The sequence below is a fragment of the Pseudoalteromonas sp. Scap06 genome (assembly GCF_013394165.1).
Lineage (GTDB): Bacteria > Pseudomonadota > Gammaproteobacteria > Enterobacterales > Alteromonadaceae > Pseudoalteromonas.
On sequence record NZ_CP041330.1, the window covers coordinates 604948 to 621349 of the forward strand.

The window sequence follows — 16402 nt, forward strand, 5'->3', positions numbered from 1 at the left end:
CTTTTATTACCTATGCTTTTAGTGCTTTGTACTGCTAAATTAGCTTTCGAACACTACTCAGCTTGAAAGCATGAGAAGCCCAGTACTTACACTTTAAACTGTTGTACCAATTTTAATAAGTTATTGCCTAGTATTGCCATTTCGTTACTTGCTGTTGATGTTTGCTCAGTTGCAGCTGATGATTGCTCTGTCACTTGTTTAATATTAACAACGTTGCGGCTGATCTCATCTGCAACCACGGCCTGTTGTTCAGCGGCTGAGGCTATTTGCGCGTTCATATCATTAATTGCGCTGCTGTAGTCATTGATTGTTCGCAGGGTTTCACCTGTTTTACTCACTTTTTCAACAACTAAGTCTGTTTGTTGTTGGCTTTTGGTCATTACCTCAATGGCGGTTAATATTCCGGATTGAAACTTATCGATCATTTGTTCTATGTTGGTGGCCGACTCTTTAGTTCGTTGTGCTAAGGTTCTTACTTCATCAGCAACAACTGCAAAGCCTCTGCCTTGCTCACCCGCTCTTGCGGCTTCAATGGCGGCATTTAATGCCAATAAGTTTGTTTGTTCAGATACGCCTTTAATAACATCTAATATGGTACTTATATTTTCGCTGTCGGCTTGTAGCTTTTCAATTGCAGAGGCGGATTGGTTAATTTCTTTAGTAAGGTTATCAACCGCGTGAACTGTTTCGTTCACCATGCTTTCACCGGCTTTAGCATTATTATTTGAATCACTTGCTGAACTTGCTGCATTTTCTGCGCTATTTGCAACGTCTTGAATTGTTGCATTCATTTGCGTCATAGCGGTGGCAACTTGTTGCGTTTCATCATGCAGCTTTTTAACTGCTGCACTTGTGGTGTTACTAACTATTGAAAGCTCTTCGGAAGTTGATGCAACCTGAGTGGTTTCAGATGCCACTGAGGTTATTGTGGTGCGAATTTTAGCAACAAATTTATTAAATGCGCGGGCAACGTCGCCGGTTTCATCTTTTGATGAATCGTCGACTGTTACGGTTAAATCACCTTCGCCATCGGCAATATCGTTCATTCTATGTGAAAGGCGATTAAGTGCGCCGGTAATTCTCGAAGAGATAAAAATGGCAATAACAATACCTGCGATTAAGCCTACAAGGGTAATTACAAGCATTAAGCTATATGCAGAGGAGTGCCGTGCTTGAGCTTCTAACTCGTCATTTGCCATATCTTGTTCGATTGCATTTACTAAATTAGTCATTTGAGAAATGGCTAAATCGTTTAGCCTCCTGCCTTCATTTTTAGATAAGGCTATTGCTTTGTCGTTTAAATCAGCTCTTGCTAGATCACGAATTTGAAGATTTACCTCAATATATTCATCCCATGTCGCGGCAAATTCATCGAGTAAACGTTTGCCGTTGTCATTGACTAAATTGCGAAGAGTTGCACGTCGCTTTAGCATTTCATCTCGCGTTTGAGCTATGAAGTCGGCGTATTCATCCATGGCTGCTTTTGAGTCTGCCAAAATTATATTTTTTTCAGCTCGAGATACAGCTAAAGCGCCTTGATTGACTCTAGCTGCCAGTTTTACTTTTTCAGCTGAAACATTAATTATTTTACTCATTTGATCATTCATTATGGAAAGGTTATATATACCAATCCCAGCAGTAACAATTAGCATGATGATTATTAGACTAAAACTCGCTAATAATTTTGCTTTAATTGAAGTGAAACCAATTTGATTTAAATTTGAAATCATTTTTAAATTCCTTTTGGCAGTCCATTTATCGACTTGTATCTTTGAAAAATAACAGGTTCGTTGTAGCACCACTAATTAATAAACTGTAGAACAAAAATTTAATAAATAAAGGTTGGTTTTTAATCAGGTTAATTGTGTTATTTTTGATAGACGAGAGAGTTATGAACTTTATTTATTATAATTCCCCGACTTTAATGATTAATATTTTATAAATTAAAGTGTGATTTTTTGGGTTGTTTTTTCTTTTTTTTATTAAATAGTTAGGTTTTCAAGGCTACTTTTTAAATTATCACCGCTTAGGGCTAAACAGTGATAATTGAGAATGAAAAGTCAGCCAGCGAGTAAGGAATTGAGCTGGCTTGACTGTATTTAACGTTTACTCTGGAACGAAAGGGGTCAAATCTTGACTTCAGACATCAAAGGTCTAGATTTATAGTTTACTACTCATTGAGTGAATTACTATGTCTAGGCCGCTGCGAATAGAGTATGCGTTTTATCATGTGATGAATCGTGGGAGAGGGCGTGAAAATACCTTCTTGAGCGATGACGACTTTAAGTGTTTTTTATATTGCATTGAGCAAGCAAGCCTTCGCTTTAATATTGAAGTGCATTCATATTGTTTAATGACCAATCATTACCACCTGCTAATCAAAACCCCCGATGCAAATTTAGGCAGAGCCATGAAGCATATTAATGGCCTTTATACCCAATACTTTAATCGAACACATAACACAGATGGTGCGTTGTTTAGAGGGCGCTACAAAGCGGTGCTTGTGGATGCAGATAACTATTTATTACATGTTAGTCGGTACATTCACCGTAACCCAATTGAAACGAACACACCGTTGGTAGAAGAGCTTGCTAAGTATAAATGGTCTAGCTATTCAGCTTTTATTAAAAGAGGAGCGACACCGAAATGGCTCGTCCGAGATTTTATATTTTCGCTGCAAGGCAAAAAGCGTAAATATGCAGCTTATAAGCAGTTTGTGGAATATGAAAACAACAAAGAAATAAGCGCTTTTTATGGTGCTAAAAAGTTATTGTCGGTTTTGGGTTGTGAGGACTTTATTGAAAACATAAAAGACTATATTGCCAAGTCAGATAGTGAAAGTAAGCTTGTTAGTAAAAAGCACTCAGCAGATGATGTTATAGCTTACTTAGCTCAATACTTTAATGTTGAAGTTGATGAGATTATAGCGGTTAAAAAGGGGCGAAAAGAGAAAATTTACCACGCTGGTTTGCTATTAAATTATGCCAAGATTTAATAGGATTAAATTTGCAGGCTTTAGCAGATGTTTTTAATGTTGAACACTATTCGGCAATATCGAAAGCTGTCGGTAGGTTGAATACATTAATGGTTGAAGATAAAAAGGTTAAATTACAATACGGAAAACTTCGAGATTGTTTGATGTCTGAAGTCAAGATTTGACCCCATTTGGTTTTCAATACGGAAAACTTCGAGATTGTTTGATGTCTGAAGTCAAGATTTGACCCCATTTGGTTTTGAAGTCAAGATTTGACCCCATTTGGTTTTCCATTTGGTTTCATTTGGTTTTTGGTTTTCGTGATTTTTGCAGTTTTTTTATACATTTATTTACAATGGATTGACATGAATTCTTGTACCTAAAAAAACTTTAGTATTTAATGAGGTTTTATCCTTTTGTTGTTCATTGCTCGTCAATGGTATGTCAAAGATGAGGAACGGAAGGCCCATTAGATTACTTTTCACATCGGAAGTGGTTTTATATTATGAAAATCAAAATTTTAAGTTTAGCTATATCGGCTGTATTGTTAACTGGCTGTGGGGGTTCTGATAAAAAAAGCACACCGACCGTAGTCCAAAGTGTGTTTGAGATCCAGCCATTAATGACGGTTACGGGCAAGGAAGATAGTCCATCAGCTATAGTCATTAATGCCAATAAAGTCCCTGATGACGCTGAGGCCATAGTTTTAGAATTAGTAGAACAACCTACGCTTGGTGAGATATCGGGTATATATCCAAATTTAAGCTACGTGCCGGTGGCAGACCAATTTGGTGACGATACCTTTAGCTTTAAACTAAAAAAAGGCACTAAAGAAAGTAGCACGGTAAAAGTTAATATTACCCTTGCGGCTGTTAACGATGCGCCAGTAATTACAGGAACTCCTGCTGCTACTGTGCAAGCTAATGAAACGTATCATTTTGCTGCCGCGGCTTCAGATATTGATTCTGAGCAATTGAGTTTTAGTATTGACAATAAACCTGATTGGGCGACGTTTGATACTGTAACTGGGGTATTAAGTGGTATGCCTTCAAATCAGCATGCAGGTAAAACCAGTGGTATTGTTATTCGTGTCTCAGATGGTGAATTTGAAGCTGCTTTACCTGCATTTGATATTGAAGTGATTGCAGTATCTTGGGTTAAACTCGGTGATTTACCGGGCTTTGAAGGTACGCATTTAAATGTTCAGTCAACCAGTGATGATCTGTATGCAGTGACACATAACTTTGCGATTGCTGCTGCTTCTATATGTTCAAGTGCCGAACCGAGCGCTCCGAGGTTGTCACATTGGGATATAGCACAAAATAGCTGGCAAAAACTGAGCTCACCGCAATCGAGTCGTTATTATTATCAATCAGAACTTGTTGATAAAAAGCTTTATCTCTTTGGTGGCACCGAGGCGTGTGCAAGTGGGGCAAATGCACAAGCTAATATGGAAGTGTATGATACACAAGAAAAAACCTGGCAGACGTTTGCAGCACCTACCTTTGCGCCGTTTATTAATCCGCTACAAGCGAGTTGTTCATTTAATGATGAGGTCATTGCGTTTTCTAAAAATGGTCAACAGCAACGCCTTAATCGTTTAAATACAGTGGATAACAGCTGGCAAGCAACAGAACTACCTGAGAGTTTGAATGAAATACAGCATTGTTTTAGCAAAGGTGATGCGCTTTTTGTTATCCAACGTCAATACGAGCAATTACTGTTAAGTCAATTTGATGTTGCTACACAAAGTGTTTTAAATTCAGAGTTAATTCCTGATTTTGAAGCCGGTGTTTATTATGACACTACACTTATAGGTAATACGTTATACCTGTTAAGTGCAAAAAACTTTGTGGAATTTGATTTTGATTTAATGCAATGGAAAACGCTTACCGCTAATCCGTTTGCGGTTGAGGTGCAAGATACGACTAGCTATTATTTACGTGATTTTAAAACGGTTGCCTATGGTAATACTCTGCTGTCGGTTGGTGGCGCTTATACCAATTATTATGGTAAAGCCATATATCAATATATTCCGCAATAATTTATATCCATAAAACTGATTTAAAGGGCTCACAGAGCCCTTTTTTATTGCTGATTTACCTTATTAATTAAAAATTAAGCGTCTAGCGATGTAGAGCAAAGTGATCATCCATTATAAAGTTCCGGTCAAGCAGGCAGCTGTGTTTTCTTGACCTTTTTATTCTAAAAGCCAAACGCCCCTACTTTTTAAACCAATTTAAATATGGCTATGGACCTAGTAATGGCCTCGATTGGTGAGAATACGCGCTATGGCTTGGGTAAAGAACGCCCTATGAATTTAGATATTTTTAGCATCATTGATGATTAAGTAAGGCCCTTGGTCTCCGTCATCGTTTACTACCAATATCAGTCCTGTTTCTGGCAGTGTATATACACTGCCTAATAACAAATAAATTTAAAATTAGTTATCTTCGATAACAATGGTGCAGGCAGCAGGGCTTTCACCAGTCATACTTATTACTGCCGTATACCCGTTATGACTTTCATCGTAAATGCCATCATCAGAGTAGTGTTTTTTTGTTTTATCAGCCGCTTTATATGCATCTTTAGAGCTACTATAAGGCGTTTTACTATGCTGTACTTTAAAATAGTTCTGTTTATTTACTGGTGTTGCGGACATAATTGCCCAACCAGATTTATTACCTGAAATTTCAATGCTCATAGTAATATTTGAACCCGCACCTTTAGCATGAACACCTGCTTCCCAAAGCTCCCCAGGGTTAATTTTGTTGCCACCGTCAACATCTCGTAAACTACCATGGTCAATATAGTAATCTACACTTATTGTTGATTTTGTAGCATTCCTTATACCAACAGCCAAATCGTTGCGATCTTTATTGCTACCAAAAACACTAGTAATTAGCTGATTAACATCAATATTAAAATTAGTATCGGTACCCATAATTTATTTCTCCATTGTAAATATCTATTTCATTGTCAAACAACATAAAATTCGTTGTTAATAAAATGTTAGGTTGGATGATTTAAGATATCTATTACAAATTATTACACCCAATACTCAATTGAGTGTAATTAGGAAGGTCGATTAAAAACTCAATACAAAAACTCGTCAGGGTTGCAATTATTAGTGACCCTATGCTTTTTTCTATTTTTACTTCTAGCAACACATGCATTTATAGCGTTATGTAATGCTGTGTAATATTTTTACGCTTGTCTTCAGCTATCTTTATAAAGAGTGTCCATCGCTCACCTAAATCAACTAGCTTAAATCTTTAAGGTGTCTTGGATAACCAACCAAGATCCTAACTTATTTTTATTTAAGCCAGCGATATTGCACAACGTTCACCGTCACAAAGGAGCAAATTATGAATGTGCAAAACAAAACGGGCCCGTCGGTTGCAGTAGATACAGAAATTGATGCTAATATTCTTCTCAGCAGTGCGCAAAAGCAAAAAATTAAAGTGCGTGATAGCAAGTATAAAGCGGCTGATTTATCTTGTCTGAGAGCAATTGCACAGGCTGCAATTAACGTCGAATTATTTACAATCCCGCTTTATATGAGCGGCCTCTATTCGATTCAAGGGACACACCAAATTGCAGACTCGTCGAAACTGTATCCCGGCCGTTATTGGCCAGGGCTTGGTCCTACGGCTGGTTATATTCCTGAAATAAGACGTAATCAGTATGATGTTAACTTAACTGCTTTGTTTGACACCGACACCTCAGCTGGAAACAGTGGTGATGCAAATAAACCAGCCAAAAAATATGAACTGTCTGTTAATCAACAAGTGTTCAACGGGGTATATAGTGTTTTTATTGAAGAAATGCTGCATCTACAACTGGCCTCAAATATGGCAAGTAAATTGGGCCTCACACCGAGCTTTACTAGTCAGGCGTTAATTGACGAAAAATATGGTTGGAAGTGCTACAACAACAAAAGTAGCATTCCACATATTTTGAACTTTGCGGACTGTACTACCGATTTATCTAAATTGAGCCCTGCGGTTCAAGCTTATTTCAAACAAATTTTTCCCAATAAAACGCTACAAGATTTACGTGTTAATGCTACAGAACTCAGTAAAGAGCAAACGCTGCTATTTATGTTGATAGAAGAGACTGAAGAAAATGCTCACAAAATTATTCAACCAGAGTTTTTAAAACCAAACGCAGATACACAACGACCAAAATACTTTGAACAAGCCCCATATGACTGGTGGAAACCGAATTACAAGGAAAGTGACTTGCCGCTATTTGGTTCAATTGGGCACATGTACTTAAGTTATTGGGATTATATTCAGATCCAATATGACGATGGAACTAGTTTGTTAGATTACGCAACTATTCAGCCTACCTGCGAAGCTAGTCAGCGCGACTACTTCAATGAGCGCCCTGGAAATGATGAATATCAAGCACAATTTCCGGGCATTATGGGTTCGCTCAACGTAAATTCAGATCATACAGCTCTCAAAGAAGCCTTAATGAACAATGTGAATGCCATTACGGATCAAGGTGAAGGTGATGGTGTGGCTGACATGCTTTGTAAACGTTGGGCTAATGAGATATGGGCGCAAAACTTTCTTGCTTCTAAGGAGTCGCCATCAAACGATGCTCACCCGAGTACAGTCGAAGAAAAGTTCCAACCAAGCGCTGAAGCATTAAAAGCGGATTACCCAGCAAGCTGCAGTGAAGGTCCTATATCAGGCTCAGCATGTGCACGGATCACCAATAAATATAAAGATCACTTTCAAATTTTCACCGATACGCTGAAGCTGATCGTTGACTTTGAATCCCCTTCATCAAACTCTAGTGAACGCTACATGACATGGCCTACATGGTTTGCTGATGGCAACACTTGGAGCTGTGAATTATTAGATCCCAAAGGGGGCGATGTAGCACATGCGAATAATCCGCAACTCCCAGAGGTAGCAAGCGTAGTGCAAGCGCTCAATAATCTGCGGCTCACGACTAATATTAATGACACTCACCAATTATTTAGTAGTTCAGCAGTAGGTACAATCAAAGGTCTCACAACAGCGCTAGATCGCTATTGGTCGGGTAAAACTGAGGAGTTTCCGGGTCCAGCAATGGGAGGTTCTGGAGATAGAATTTCGATCTGCTGGGCAACTACAGGAATAGCGCCAGATTTAGTGAGCGGTATCGACCCACAAAGTGCGGACACGCTTTATCATGCTTGCCAAGGAATGAGTTATAACAACATCGGCACTAATGATTTACCACCTCCTGAGGTATATCACAGCTGTAAAGGTAGTAATGATTGTAAAGCGCAGGGAGGTTGTGGTTTTGTGCATAGCACAACGCCAGGTGGCAGCTGTGGTGGCAGTGTATCGAGCGGGCCAAAAAGTGCACCAGCCGATAATAAGTGTAATAACTTGGGCGGTTGTGCAGTACCTATTTCGGCGTCTCAACTTTTCCCGAAGCTTTCAGGTGATGACCAAGAATACGATATGCAGTTATTTAAGTTTAACCTTAAAGATAACAGCTTCTCAGCAATAGATTATACTTACCCAAAAAGCCAAGCCGCTCTCAGTGATAAGTCAGATGAGTGCGTATTAATGCCTTATAAAAAAGGTGACGCTGTATACAACATTGCTTGGCAAGCTTACAGTAATGCTAATGGCTTGTTGGATGATAACGGTAAACCGCCTGAGCAGCCAATGCCTTCAGATATTCGTTTAGCACTTCCTCCTTCAACTTGATAGGAAAGAGCGTATGACAAATCTAACTCGGACGCAGGATTTTGCTGCGTCCGCTATCGAAAAGCTAACTGATCTTGGGTTTGGTGTTGGCCTCAGAAGTCAGCATTATCCTTATATTATGTCCCATTTGGAACACGATACATCACTTGGTGTTGATTGGTTTGAAATTATCAGTGAAAACTATATAGATAACCACGGATATGGTAGGTATGTGCTCGATAAATTAAAGGAACAATACCCGCTAGTTATGCATGGCGTATCAATGAATATTGGTAGTAGCGATCCAATTAACTTTGAATACTTACGCAAGCTCAAAGAGTTAGGTGAGTTTGTTAACCCTCAACTTATTTCTGATCATCTATGCTGGACAGGCCTTGCTGGTTTAAATAGTCACGACTTGCTACCAATGCCGCTAACTGATGAAAGTTTACAGCACGTTATTGACCGCGTTGATCAAGTACAAGACTTTTTAGAGAGGCCTTTAGTGCTTGAAAACCCGTCAACTTATCTTGAATTTCAACACTCTACTTTCACTGAAAGCGCGTTTTTTTGTGAGCTCGTCAAAGCAACAGGATGCGGTATGTTATTGGATGTAAATAATGTTTTTGTTAGTAGTTTTAATCATGGTTTTGACGCCGAGCAATTTATTCGCCAATTACCCCTCGATCACATTGTTCAAATACACCTTGCAGGCCCTAGTGATTGTGGAGACTGTTTGATAGACACTCATGACCAGCCTGTCCCCTATAAGGTTTGGCAGCTTTACCAATTGGCGCAGCGCTTAACTGGGGGGACTTCGACCTTACTTGAGTGGGATGCCAATATTCCCAGTTTTTCTGAGCTGGTTGGAGAGTTAAACAAAGCAAAGCTGGTACTAGCAGGTCATATCCCGGAACAAAATACGATTATTAACACTAACGCGCTTTCAACCCCCATAGTTAACGAGCGTTTAGATGCGGCACGCCACACCATGTCTAAGCGAGTAGAGTTAGATCAATGAAAACACCAGACTTAATACAAACCCAGCAGTGGCTTAGCACCGTTTTAATGGTGCGAGGTGATTTGCCACAAAAGCTTAATACTGCTGCTTCACAAGGCTTAACTTTATATAAGTGTGTTAAAAGCAGTGGCACCCTTAATGCCATGCGAAGGGTCGACATCTATGCTGCAGGTTATGTGATGCGTTTAGTCGAGTGCCTTAGGGGGGAGTTTGCACTACTTTGCCAGTTCATGGGTAAGGAAGTATTTGATACCTTCGCTAAAGCTTTTATTGTCACCTTGCCATCGGAGTCTTGGACTATGCACCAGCTAGGCTCGCGCTTCGCTGATTTTTTAGCGCACACAAAACCCACAGGCGATTTTAGCCCGCATCAGCAAGCTATGTTTTGTCTACCCGCAGAACTAGCTAAATTTGAAAGAGCAAAAGCATTAACACTTTTGAAGCCTGGGCCCGAAACCGCACATGAAGCTTTGTCCATTAGCGAAATTGAGCTACTTTGCGGTATTGCGCAAGACTTTATAATAGCAGTACCTGAGTCCGTACAGCTTATTCAAAGCGATTATCCTTTACTGCCTTTAGTCGCTGAGCTTGAGCAAGGTAAGTCATCTCTTGCGCCCACACCAGAGCAAACGTATATTGCCATATCACGCCACCAATACCGCTTAAAAGTCACTATGTTAAACGACTGGCAAACCGATTTCTTGCTTCAGCTAAAAAAAGATCAGCATTGTTACAAAGAGGCTGTCGCCTATTGTTCAGATAAAATGAATATAGAAACACAAGTATTAAAGTCTCAATTAGCTATTTGGATCCCTAGTGCCGTGAATATAGGACTGTTTACGCTACACAAAAATTAATTATCACCTTTGGTGAGTTTCTTATTCCTCGGCTTGCTGAACGGTGTTGGGCTGGTTTTACCGTTATGGCTTGCATCTGCCTTTAGTTTCTCCTTTTATTGGGATTTGAGGCTGTATTTAGTAAAACCACAAAGGGGTTCAAAATTGTAAAATACCGCGCAAGTTGGTCGCGGTTTTTCCTTGATTTTTTATTCACAGAGTTCAAGTGTTTTATTTCAACCCAACAATTAAATGGGGCACCAACTGAAAATACAGTTAAGCTCTTTATTGGAGGCCTTACGTAATTTTTTAGGGGTGACTGATTGCAGGCAGATTATTGAAACATAGTGATAAATTCACTTCCCGTTTTTGTGAAATTTAGGGTGTAATTAATCGATACAGACTAAAGGGCGGCCCCTTACTGAAATAGCTTATGCCTATTATGTTATTAGCAAGCACTTTAAATATAACTTTTATTTTTAAATCTTATATAATTTAAAAATTCACCTTCAAAAAGAGATTACTATGATTCGTAGAACTCTCATTCTTTTTTGCATTTTCTGCTTTAATATCGGCTTGTTAAATGCCAGCGAAAAAGATAAAACCATTACGTTTGCAGTTGGCCATGATCATGAAAAAATGCTGCAGGAAAATTACCCAATCTATCGTGCGAGTTGGCAATTTTTAAATCAAAGCTTAGCTAAATTGGGGTATGAGGTGGATGCCATTGTTTTACCTTGGGCAAGAGCAAACTATTATACTCAGTCAGGAAAAGCTGACGGTCTATTTTTAGCGGCTAATCTACCAGGAAGAGAGCAGTGGGCGGTATTGTCAAACCCAATTGGTATGGGGGCATTTGGTGCTTTTTATCATAAAGATAGAAAAGGCGAAGAAAATATTATTGCGAGTGTTCGTTTAGGTGTACATGACAAAATATTAAAAGGTTATCATACTTATGAGTTGTTAGAAGTTGCCACTGCTCAACAAGGGTTTAAACTACTTTATAATCAAAAAGTAGACCGTCTTATTATGTCGCAGAGTTATGGTGAATACTTGTTAAGTAATGAATTAATTGAATTTAAAAACGAAATATCATTTGATTCTGACGTTATTGAGAAACGTTCAATTCATGTTGCATTTGCAAAAGACATTACTAAAAGTTTGAACGCAATGATTGTAGTAAATAAAGCAATTGATTTAGGTATAAACGACGGTATATACCATAAAGTTATGACTAAAAATAAAGTACCTGAAAGTATGTTTTTGTCTAGTATTGATAGAAAGTAGGCATACCTTATCTATTTTCAATCGCTTTAAAGTCAGTAGATGAGTGAAATTGTCTAATGGATGATTCCTTCACTTACTTTACACTTTTTCACTGAGCTACTTATACTTTGCTATTACCAAAGCGTCTAAAAGAGATATTAAATCTAGGTCCTATTGTGTTATCACCTTTGGCAATTGCATGTTCATAATTATCTTGAAAGCCTTTGCCCATCAGCAATAAAGAGCCATTTTCTAACGTGATATTATAGCGTTCATGTGTGATGGTTTTTGAGCGAATTAAAAATTCTCGCTGAGCCCCAATACTGATTGAAGCAATCACATCTGTAGAGCCAAATGCGGGTAAGTCACTATGAAAGCCTAAGCTTTCTTGCCCATTGGGGTAGTACAAACATACCGCGACAGCCAAATTACAACCGGTGCGTTCAGTGATTTGCTGACGTAACTCTTCAAGCAGGGGGAAACTCTTTGTTTGTCTGCCATGATGCAAGGAGAAACTACCCGATTTAGCAAGTTGTGAGTCTAAAAAAATCATTCGCCACGGTAAAATCGGTTTTTGTGATCCATCGGGGAAATCTATAACCTCAGGCTCTTCGAGATCATAGTTGCTCCTCAGCCACTTAAAAAGCGTTTCACTTTGCGCTGTAGACATGAAGTGTGAGTAATAATGGGCATCACAAGACAGTGGTAATTTCATGGTTTTTACCTTAGCTACACTCAAATATGAATATAAGCATATCAGTATTTTGAAGAGTTGAAGTGTTTAGACTCCTCATCAGCCGTGCCTTGCGGCGTTAATACAAGTTCATCAACGAGTGCAAGCCCGATTAAGGCGCCTTGCGTTGAGCTTTGTTGCTCTTCCGGCTGTTTTTAAAAAGATATTTTGTAAATTAAAACAATAAACCATTAAGGCGATAAGGCCATAGACTCTGTGTTTAAGTGATGGTGGGTTACCAGTATTTACAGTGTCACAGTTGAACCATGCTCAACTTTGATTAACTTAAAAATACAGTAATAATGAAAATAAGAACAAGCTGATTGCTTAGTAATTTAATAAAATGATGCTTTGAGGAAAGCTTACATTAGCTGTGTAATTTTTATAGTTTATATTGGTGAAATATTTTCATTTCTTTCTTAATTATTGATTTTAAAGATATTTATAGGTGGTCTTTTTTTTGCTTGGTTATTGTTTTTTAACCCTTTAAAAATATAGCAATCAAAAAAATCATTTAAGGAAGAAAAGTTATGGCAGAGTCATTTAAGTACGCAAATAATAAAGGACATGCAGGCGAGCTTCATCAAAAAGCTAATGAAGATCACCCCGTAATGACAACCGCACAAGGTTGCCCTATCAGTGATAATCAAAATTCATTAAAAGCAGGTCAACGCGGACCAGGACTATTGGAAGATCATGTGTTACGAGAAAAGTTGTTTCACTTTGATCACGAGCGAATTCCTGAGCGAGTTGTTCACGCAAGAGGGTATGGTGCACATGGTTACTTTGAAACGTATGATGCTTTAGATGATTTGACTTCTGCTGATATTTTTCAACGTAAAGGTGAAAAAACACCTGTTTTTGCACGCTTTTCAACAGTGGCGGGTAATCAGGGCTCGCCTGATTTAGCACGTGATGTGCGAGGTTTTGCCGTTAAGTTTTATACGCAGGAAGGTAATTGGGATCTGGTAGGCAATAATATCCCAGTTTTTTTCATTCAAGACGCGATGAAGTTTCCCGACCTTATACATAGCGCAAAAGCAGAACCAGATCGTGGTTTTCCACAAGCGCAAACAGCCCACGATAATTTTTGGGATTTTGTAAGTTTGTCGCCAGAATCCATGCACATGGTTATGTGGGCAATGTCAGATAGAGCTATCCCGCGCTCATTAAGGTTTATGGAAGGATTTGGCGTTCATACTTTTAAGTTTATTAATGCACAAGGTGAAGAAAAATTTGTTAAGTTCCACTGGAAACCTAAAGGCGGTATGCAGTCAGTGGTTTGGAATGAGGCATTGAAATTAAATGGCGCTGATCCTGATTTTCATCGTCGTGATATGTGGGAATCAATTAATAATGGTGACTATCCGGAATGGGAGCTGGGCATTCAAGTATTTGATCAAAAATTTGCTGAAGAGTTCGAGTTCGATGTTTTTGATGCCACTAAACTGATACCCGAAGAGCAAGTACCAGTTAAAATTATTGGTAAAATGGTACTCAATCGAGTCGTAGACAATTTCTTTGCGGAAACTGAACAAGTTGCCTTTTGTACTCAAAATATAGTGCCTGGGCTTGATTTTACTCCCGATCCTTTATTGCAAGGCCGTAATTTTTCGTACCTAGATACACAAACCAAGCGGTTAGGTGGCCCTAATTTCACACAAATTCCTGTTAATGCACCAAAATGCCCGATGAGACACTTTCTTCAAGATGGCCACATGGCAATGCAGAACCCCAAAGGCCGGGTTAATTACGAACCTAATTCATTCAGCGGGGATGAAAACAATCCGCGAGAGTGCCCTGTACACGGATTCAAAAGCTCAGAATCTGAAACTGATGGGGGTAAATTACGCTATCGCTCAGAAACATTTAGTGATCACTACAGCCAAGCGCGCCAATTCTATTTAAGTCAAACTGACGTTGAGCAAACGCATATCCAAGATGCTTTAATTTTTGAGTTATCTAAAGTAGAGCATTTACGTATCAGAGAACGTGTGGTTTCTCATCTGTTAAACATTGATAACAAGCTTGCTGAGCAAGTTGCATTGGGTTTAGGTTTACAAACTATGCCAGATGCCGCAGAAGCGGCGCTTGATACCCGTCATGATTTACCAGTATCTGATGCGCTAAGTATTTTAAAAAATGCGCCAAATACATTTAAAGGCAGGAAGCTTGGTATATTAGTAAGTGATGGTTTTGATGCTGAAACCTTTAATTTATTAACACAAAGCCTTAAAGAGGAAGGTGCAAGTTATGAAATTATTGCGGCTCAAGTTGGTGGTGCTAAAAATAGTAATGGCGAGATTATTGAGGCCGATCAAGTTATTAATGGCGGTCCTTCGGTGCTTTACGACGCAATAGTTCTGCTTACCACTAATGAAGGCGCTAAAAAGCTTGCTGAAATACCGGAGGCGAAAGATTTTGTCAGTGATGCTTATGCACATATGAAGTACATCGGCTTTAGTGATAAAGCAACTCCTTTAATCGAGGCTACTGGTTTAAATGGACAGCTTGATGATGGCTGGTTGGATTTGAATAAAATTTCCGCAAGTGAGTTTGTCTCAAAAATTCGTAACCTTAGGTATTGGAGCCGATAAATCGCATAAATTGGGGCTAGTGAGAACTAGCCCTTGTTATTGATGGCACCGTTTGATTTGAGGATTACAAAAATTTAAAGGAATAAAATGAAACTAATTTATGTCGATGATAACTTGCCAGGCATAACTCGAAAGAGGCATGAAAACCAATGGGTTTATTATGATCCTGCAGGAAAGAAAATACATGATAAAGATGAAATAGAGCGGTTAGACAGTCTCGCTTTTCCCCCCGCATACAAAGATGTATGGTTATGTCCAGAAGAAAATGGGCATATTTTAGCTACTGGCTACGACAACAAAGGCCGCAAGCAATACTTTTATCATCCCGAGTTTAGAGAGCAGCAAGAGCTTAAAAAGTTTGAAGCATGTGTTTTATTTGGAAATAAACTGCCTTTGTTAAGAGCAAAACTATCGGAATATTTGCGAGGTAACGAGCTTAATTACCAGCGCACAATCGCAGCCGTTGTACGTTTAATGGACCTTGGAGCTCTGCGCGTTGGTTCTAAAAAAAATGCCAAACATAACAATAGTTTTGGTGCTACGACATTACGTAGCCGGCATGCAAAACTTACGGGTAAAAATATTCGCTTAAAGTATAAAGCAAAATCCGGTAAGCAAAGAGAAGTGAACATAACAGATAAAGTGCTTAGCTCTATCATACAGCAGTTACAAGATTTGCCTGGGCAGAGCTTATTCCAATATATCGATGAAGGCGAGTGTTGTGATGTTTCCTCCAAAGAAGTGAATGAGTTTATTCAAAGTGTTATGGGCGAGCAGTTTAGTGCAAAACATTTTAGAACATGGCGGGCCAGTGTTTTGGCATTTGAAGTCTTACATAAATCAAACGGCCAGCTTTCGCTTAAAGATATGTTAGGTAGCGTTTCAAGTAATTTAGGGAATACCCCAGCAATAGCTCGTAATTCATATATTCATCCAAAGTTGATTGAGCTGTGTAAAGGAGGTAAAGAAGCTCTAAAGGACTTTAATAACTTAGACAAACTACCCCGTAAGACTAAGTATCTAAGTCGCTATGAGCGTGGGTTGTTGATATTTTTAGAAGAACAATGCTAATAACGTTAGTCTCTTTGTAATTATACTCATATTTCAATCGCTTGAGTGATACCTATGTGTGTGAACTTTTTACAACTTCTAGCAACTTTTACTTTAAAACGTAGAGTCCTACTTTGCTTTGTTATTTATCTTTCTGATTTTAAAGGATTAAAATTTTGGTTTGAATGTTGCTAATTATTTAGCGTACTTTCTTAAACAAATAAAG

11 protein-coding genes are annotated in these 16402 nt (G+C 38.7%); 8 read left to right on the forward strand and 3 right to left on the reverse strand.

Annotated elements, in window-relative coordinates; translation table 11 throughout:
• Nucleotides 1-86: 86 nt before the first annotated feature.
• Nucleotides 87-1730, reverse strand: a complete 1644-nt coding sequence (locus tag FLM47_RS02805; protein WP_178955033.1) for a methyl-accepting chemotaxis protein — start codon at nt 1728-1730, stop codon at nt 87-89.
• 461 nt (nt 1731-2191) lie between these two features.
• On the opposite strand from FLM47_RS02805, the gene FLM47_RS02810 reads away from it, so the two are divergent.
• Nucleotides 2192-2995 (forward strand): transposase, encoded by an 804-nt coding sequence (locus tag FLM47_RS02810; RefSeq protein ID WP_256729632.1) that lies wholly within the window; start codon nt 2192-2194, stop codon nt 2993-2995.
• A gap of 484 nt (nt 2996-3479) precedes the next feature.
• On the forward strand, nt 3480-5018 hold the full coding sequence (locus tag FLM47_RS02815) for an Ig-like domain-containing protein (RefSeq protein WP_178955035.1): 1539 nt from the start codon (nt 3480-3482) through the stop codon (nt 5016-5018).
• Nucleotides 5019-5417: 399 nt separating this feature from the next.
• Here the strand turns inward: FLM47_RS02815 and FLM47_RS02820 are convergent, their stop codons facing one another.
• A complete protein-coding gene (locus FLM47_RS02820) occupies nt 5418-5918 on the reverse strand; it encodes a hypothetical protein (RefSeq protein ID WP_138608985.1) in 501 nt (166 codons plus the stop codon).
• Between the two features lie 424 nt (nt 5919-6342).
• Between FLM47_RS02820 and FLM47_RS02825 the strand changes: the two genes are divergently transcribed.
• The 4 genes from FLM47_RS02825 (at nt 6343) to FLM47_RS02840 (ending at nt 11817) form a co-directional block, all read left to right on the forward strand.
• A complete protein-coding gene (locus FLM47_RS02825; protein ID WP_178955037.1) occupies nt 6343-8694 on the forward strand; it encodes a ferritin-like domain-containing protein in 2352 nt (783 codons plus the stop codon).
• Nucleotides 8695-8707: 13 nt separating this feature from the next.
• Nucleotides 8708-9694, forward strand: coding sequence for a DUF692 domain-containing protein (locus FLM47_RS02830; protein ID WP_138608981.1), 987 nt, complete (start codon nt 8708-8710; stop codon nt 9692-9694).
• The gene (locus FLM47_RS02835) at nt 9691-10551 is read left to right on the forward strand and encodes a DNA-binding domain-containing protein (RefSeq protein ID WP_178955039.1); all 861 of its coding nucleotides are present in this window, start codon (nt 9691-9693) and stop codon (nt 10549-10551) included. Before FLM47_RS02830 ends, FLM47_RS02835 begins: the two co-directional genes overlap by 4 nt.
• A 504-nt stretch (nt 10552-11055) precedes the next feature.
• Entirely contained in the window at nt 11056-11817 is a 762-nt protein-coding gene (locus FLM47_RS02840) for an ABC transporter substrate-binding protein (RefSeq protein ID WP_178955041.1), read from the forward strand.
• A gap of 100 nt (nt 11818-11917) precedes the next feature.
• Here the strand turns inward: FLM47_RS02840 and FLM47_RS02845 are convergent, their stop codons facing one another.
• The gene (locus tag FLM47_RS02845) at nt 11918-12511 is read right to left on the reverse strand and encodes an alpha-ketoglutarate-dependent dioxygenase AlkB (protein WP_178955043.1); all 594 of its coding nucleotides are present in this window, start codon (nt 12509-12511) and stop codon (nt 11918-11920) included.
• Nucleotides 12512-13059: 548 nt separating this feature from the next.
• On the opposite strand from FLM47_RS02845, the gene FLM47_RS02850 reads away from it, so the two are divergent.
• Complete coding sequence (locus tag FLM47_RS02850; protein ID WP_178955044.1) at nt 13060-15126, forward strand: catalase; 2067 nt, start codon at nt 13060-13062, stop codon at nt 15124-15126.
• A gap of 87 nt (nt 15127-15213) precedes the next feature.
• Nucleotides 15214-16197, forward strand: a complete 984-nt coding sequence (locus FLM47_RS02855) for a DNA topoisomerase IB (protein WP_178955046.1) — start codon at nt 15214-15216, stop codon at nt 16195-16197.
• Nucleotides 16198-16402: the final 205 nt, after the last annotated feature.

What these genes read in the sequence shown, in the direction of transcription:
- FLM47_RS02805 (WP_178955033.1), bottom strand. Translation starts at nt 1,730, where the DNA reads ATGATTTCAAATTTAAATCAAATTGGTTTCACTTCAATTAAAGCAAAA.
- FLM47_RS02810 (WP_256729632.1), top strand. Translation starts at nt 2,192, where the DNA reads ATGTCTAGGCCGCTGCGAATAGAGTATGCGTTTTATCATGTGATGAAT.
- FLM47_RS02815 (WP_178955035.1), top strand. Translation starts at nt 3,480, where the DNA reads ATGAAAATCAAAATTTTAAGTTTAGCTATATCGGCTGTATTGTTAACT.
- FLM47_RS02820 (WP_138608985.1), bottom strand. Translation starts at nt 5,918, where the DNA reads ATGGGTACCGATACTAATTTTAATATTGATGTTAATCAGCTAATTACT.
- FLM47_RS02825 (WP_178955037.1), top strand. Translation starts at nt 6,343, where the DNA reads ATGAATGTGCAAAACAAAACGGGCCCGTCGGTTGCAGTAGATACAGAA.
- FLM47_RS02830 (WP_138608981.1), top strand. Translation starts at nt 8,708, where the DNA reads ATGACAAATCTAACTCGGACGCAGGATTTTGCTGCGTCCGCTATCGAA.
- FLM47_RS02835 (WP_178955039.1), top strand. Translation starts at nt 9,691, where the DNA reads ATGAAAACACCAGACTTAATACAAACCCAGCAGTGGCTTAGCACCGTT.
- FLM47_RS02840 (WP_178955041.1), top strand. Translation starts at nt 11,056, where the DNA reads ATGATTCGTAGAACTCTCATTCTTTTTTGCATTTTCTGCTTTAATATC.
- FLM47_RS02845 (WP_178955043.1), bottom strand. Translation starts at nt 12,511, where the DNA reads ATGAAATTACCACTGTCTTGTGATGCCCATTATTACTCACACTTCATG.
- FLM47_RS02850 (WP_178955044.1), top strand. Translation starts at nt 13,060, where the DNA reads ATGGCAGAGTCATTTAAGTACGCAAATAATAAAGGACATGCAGGCGAG.
- FLM47_RS02855 (WP_178955046.1), top strand. Translation starts at nt 15,214, where the DNA reads ATGAAACTAATTTATGTCGATGATAACTTGCCAGGCATAACTCGAAAG.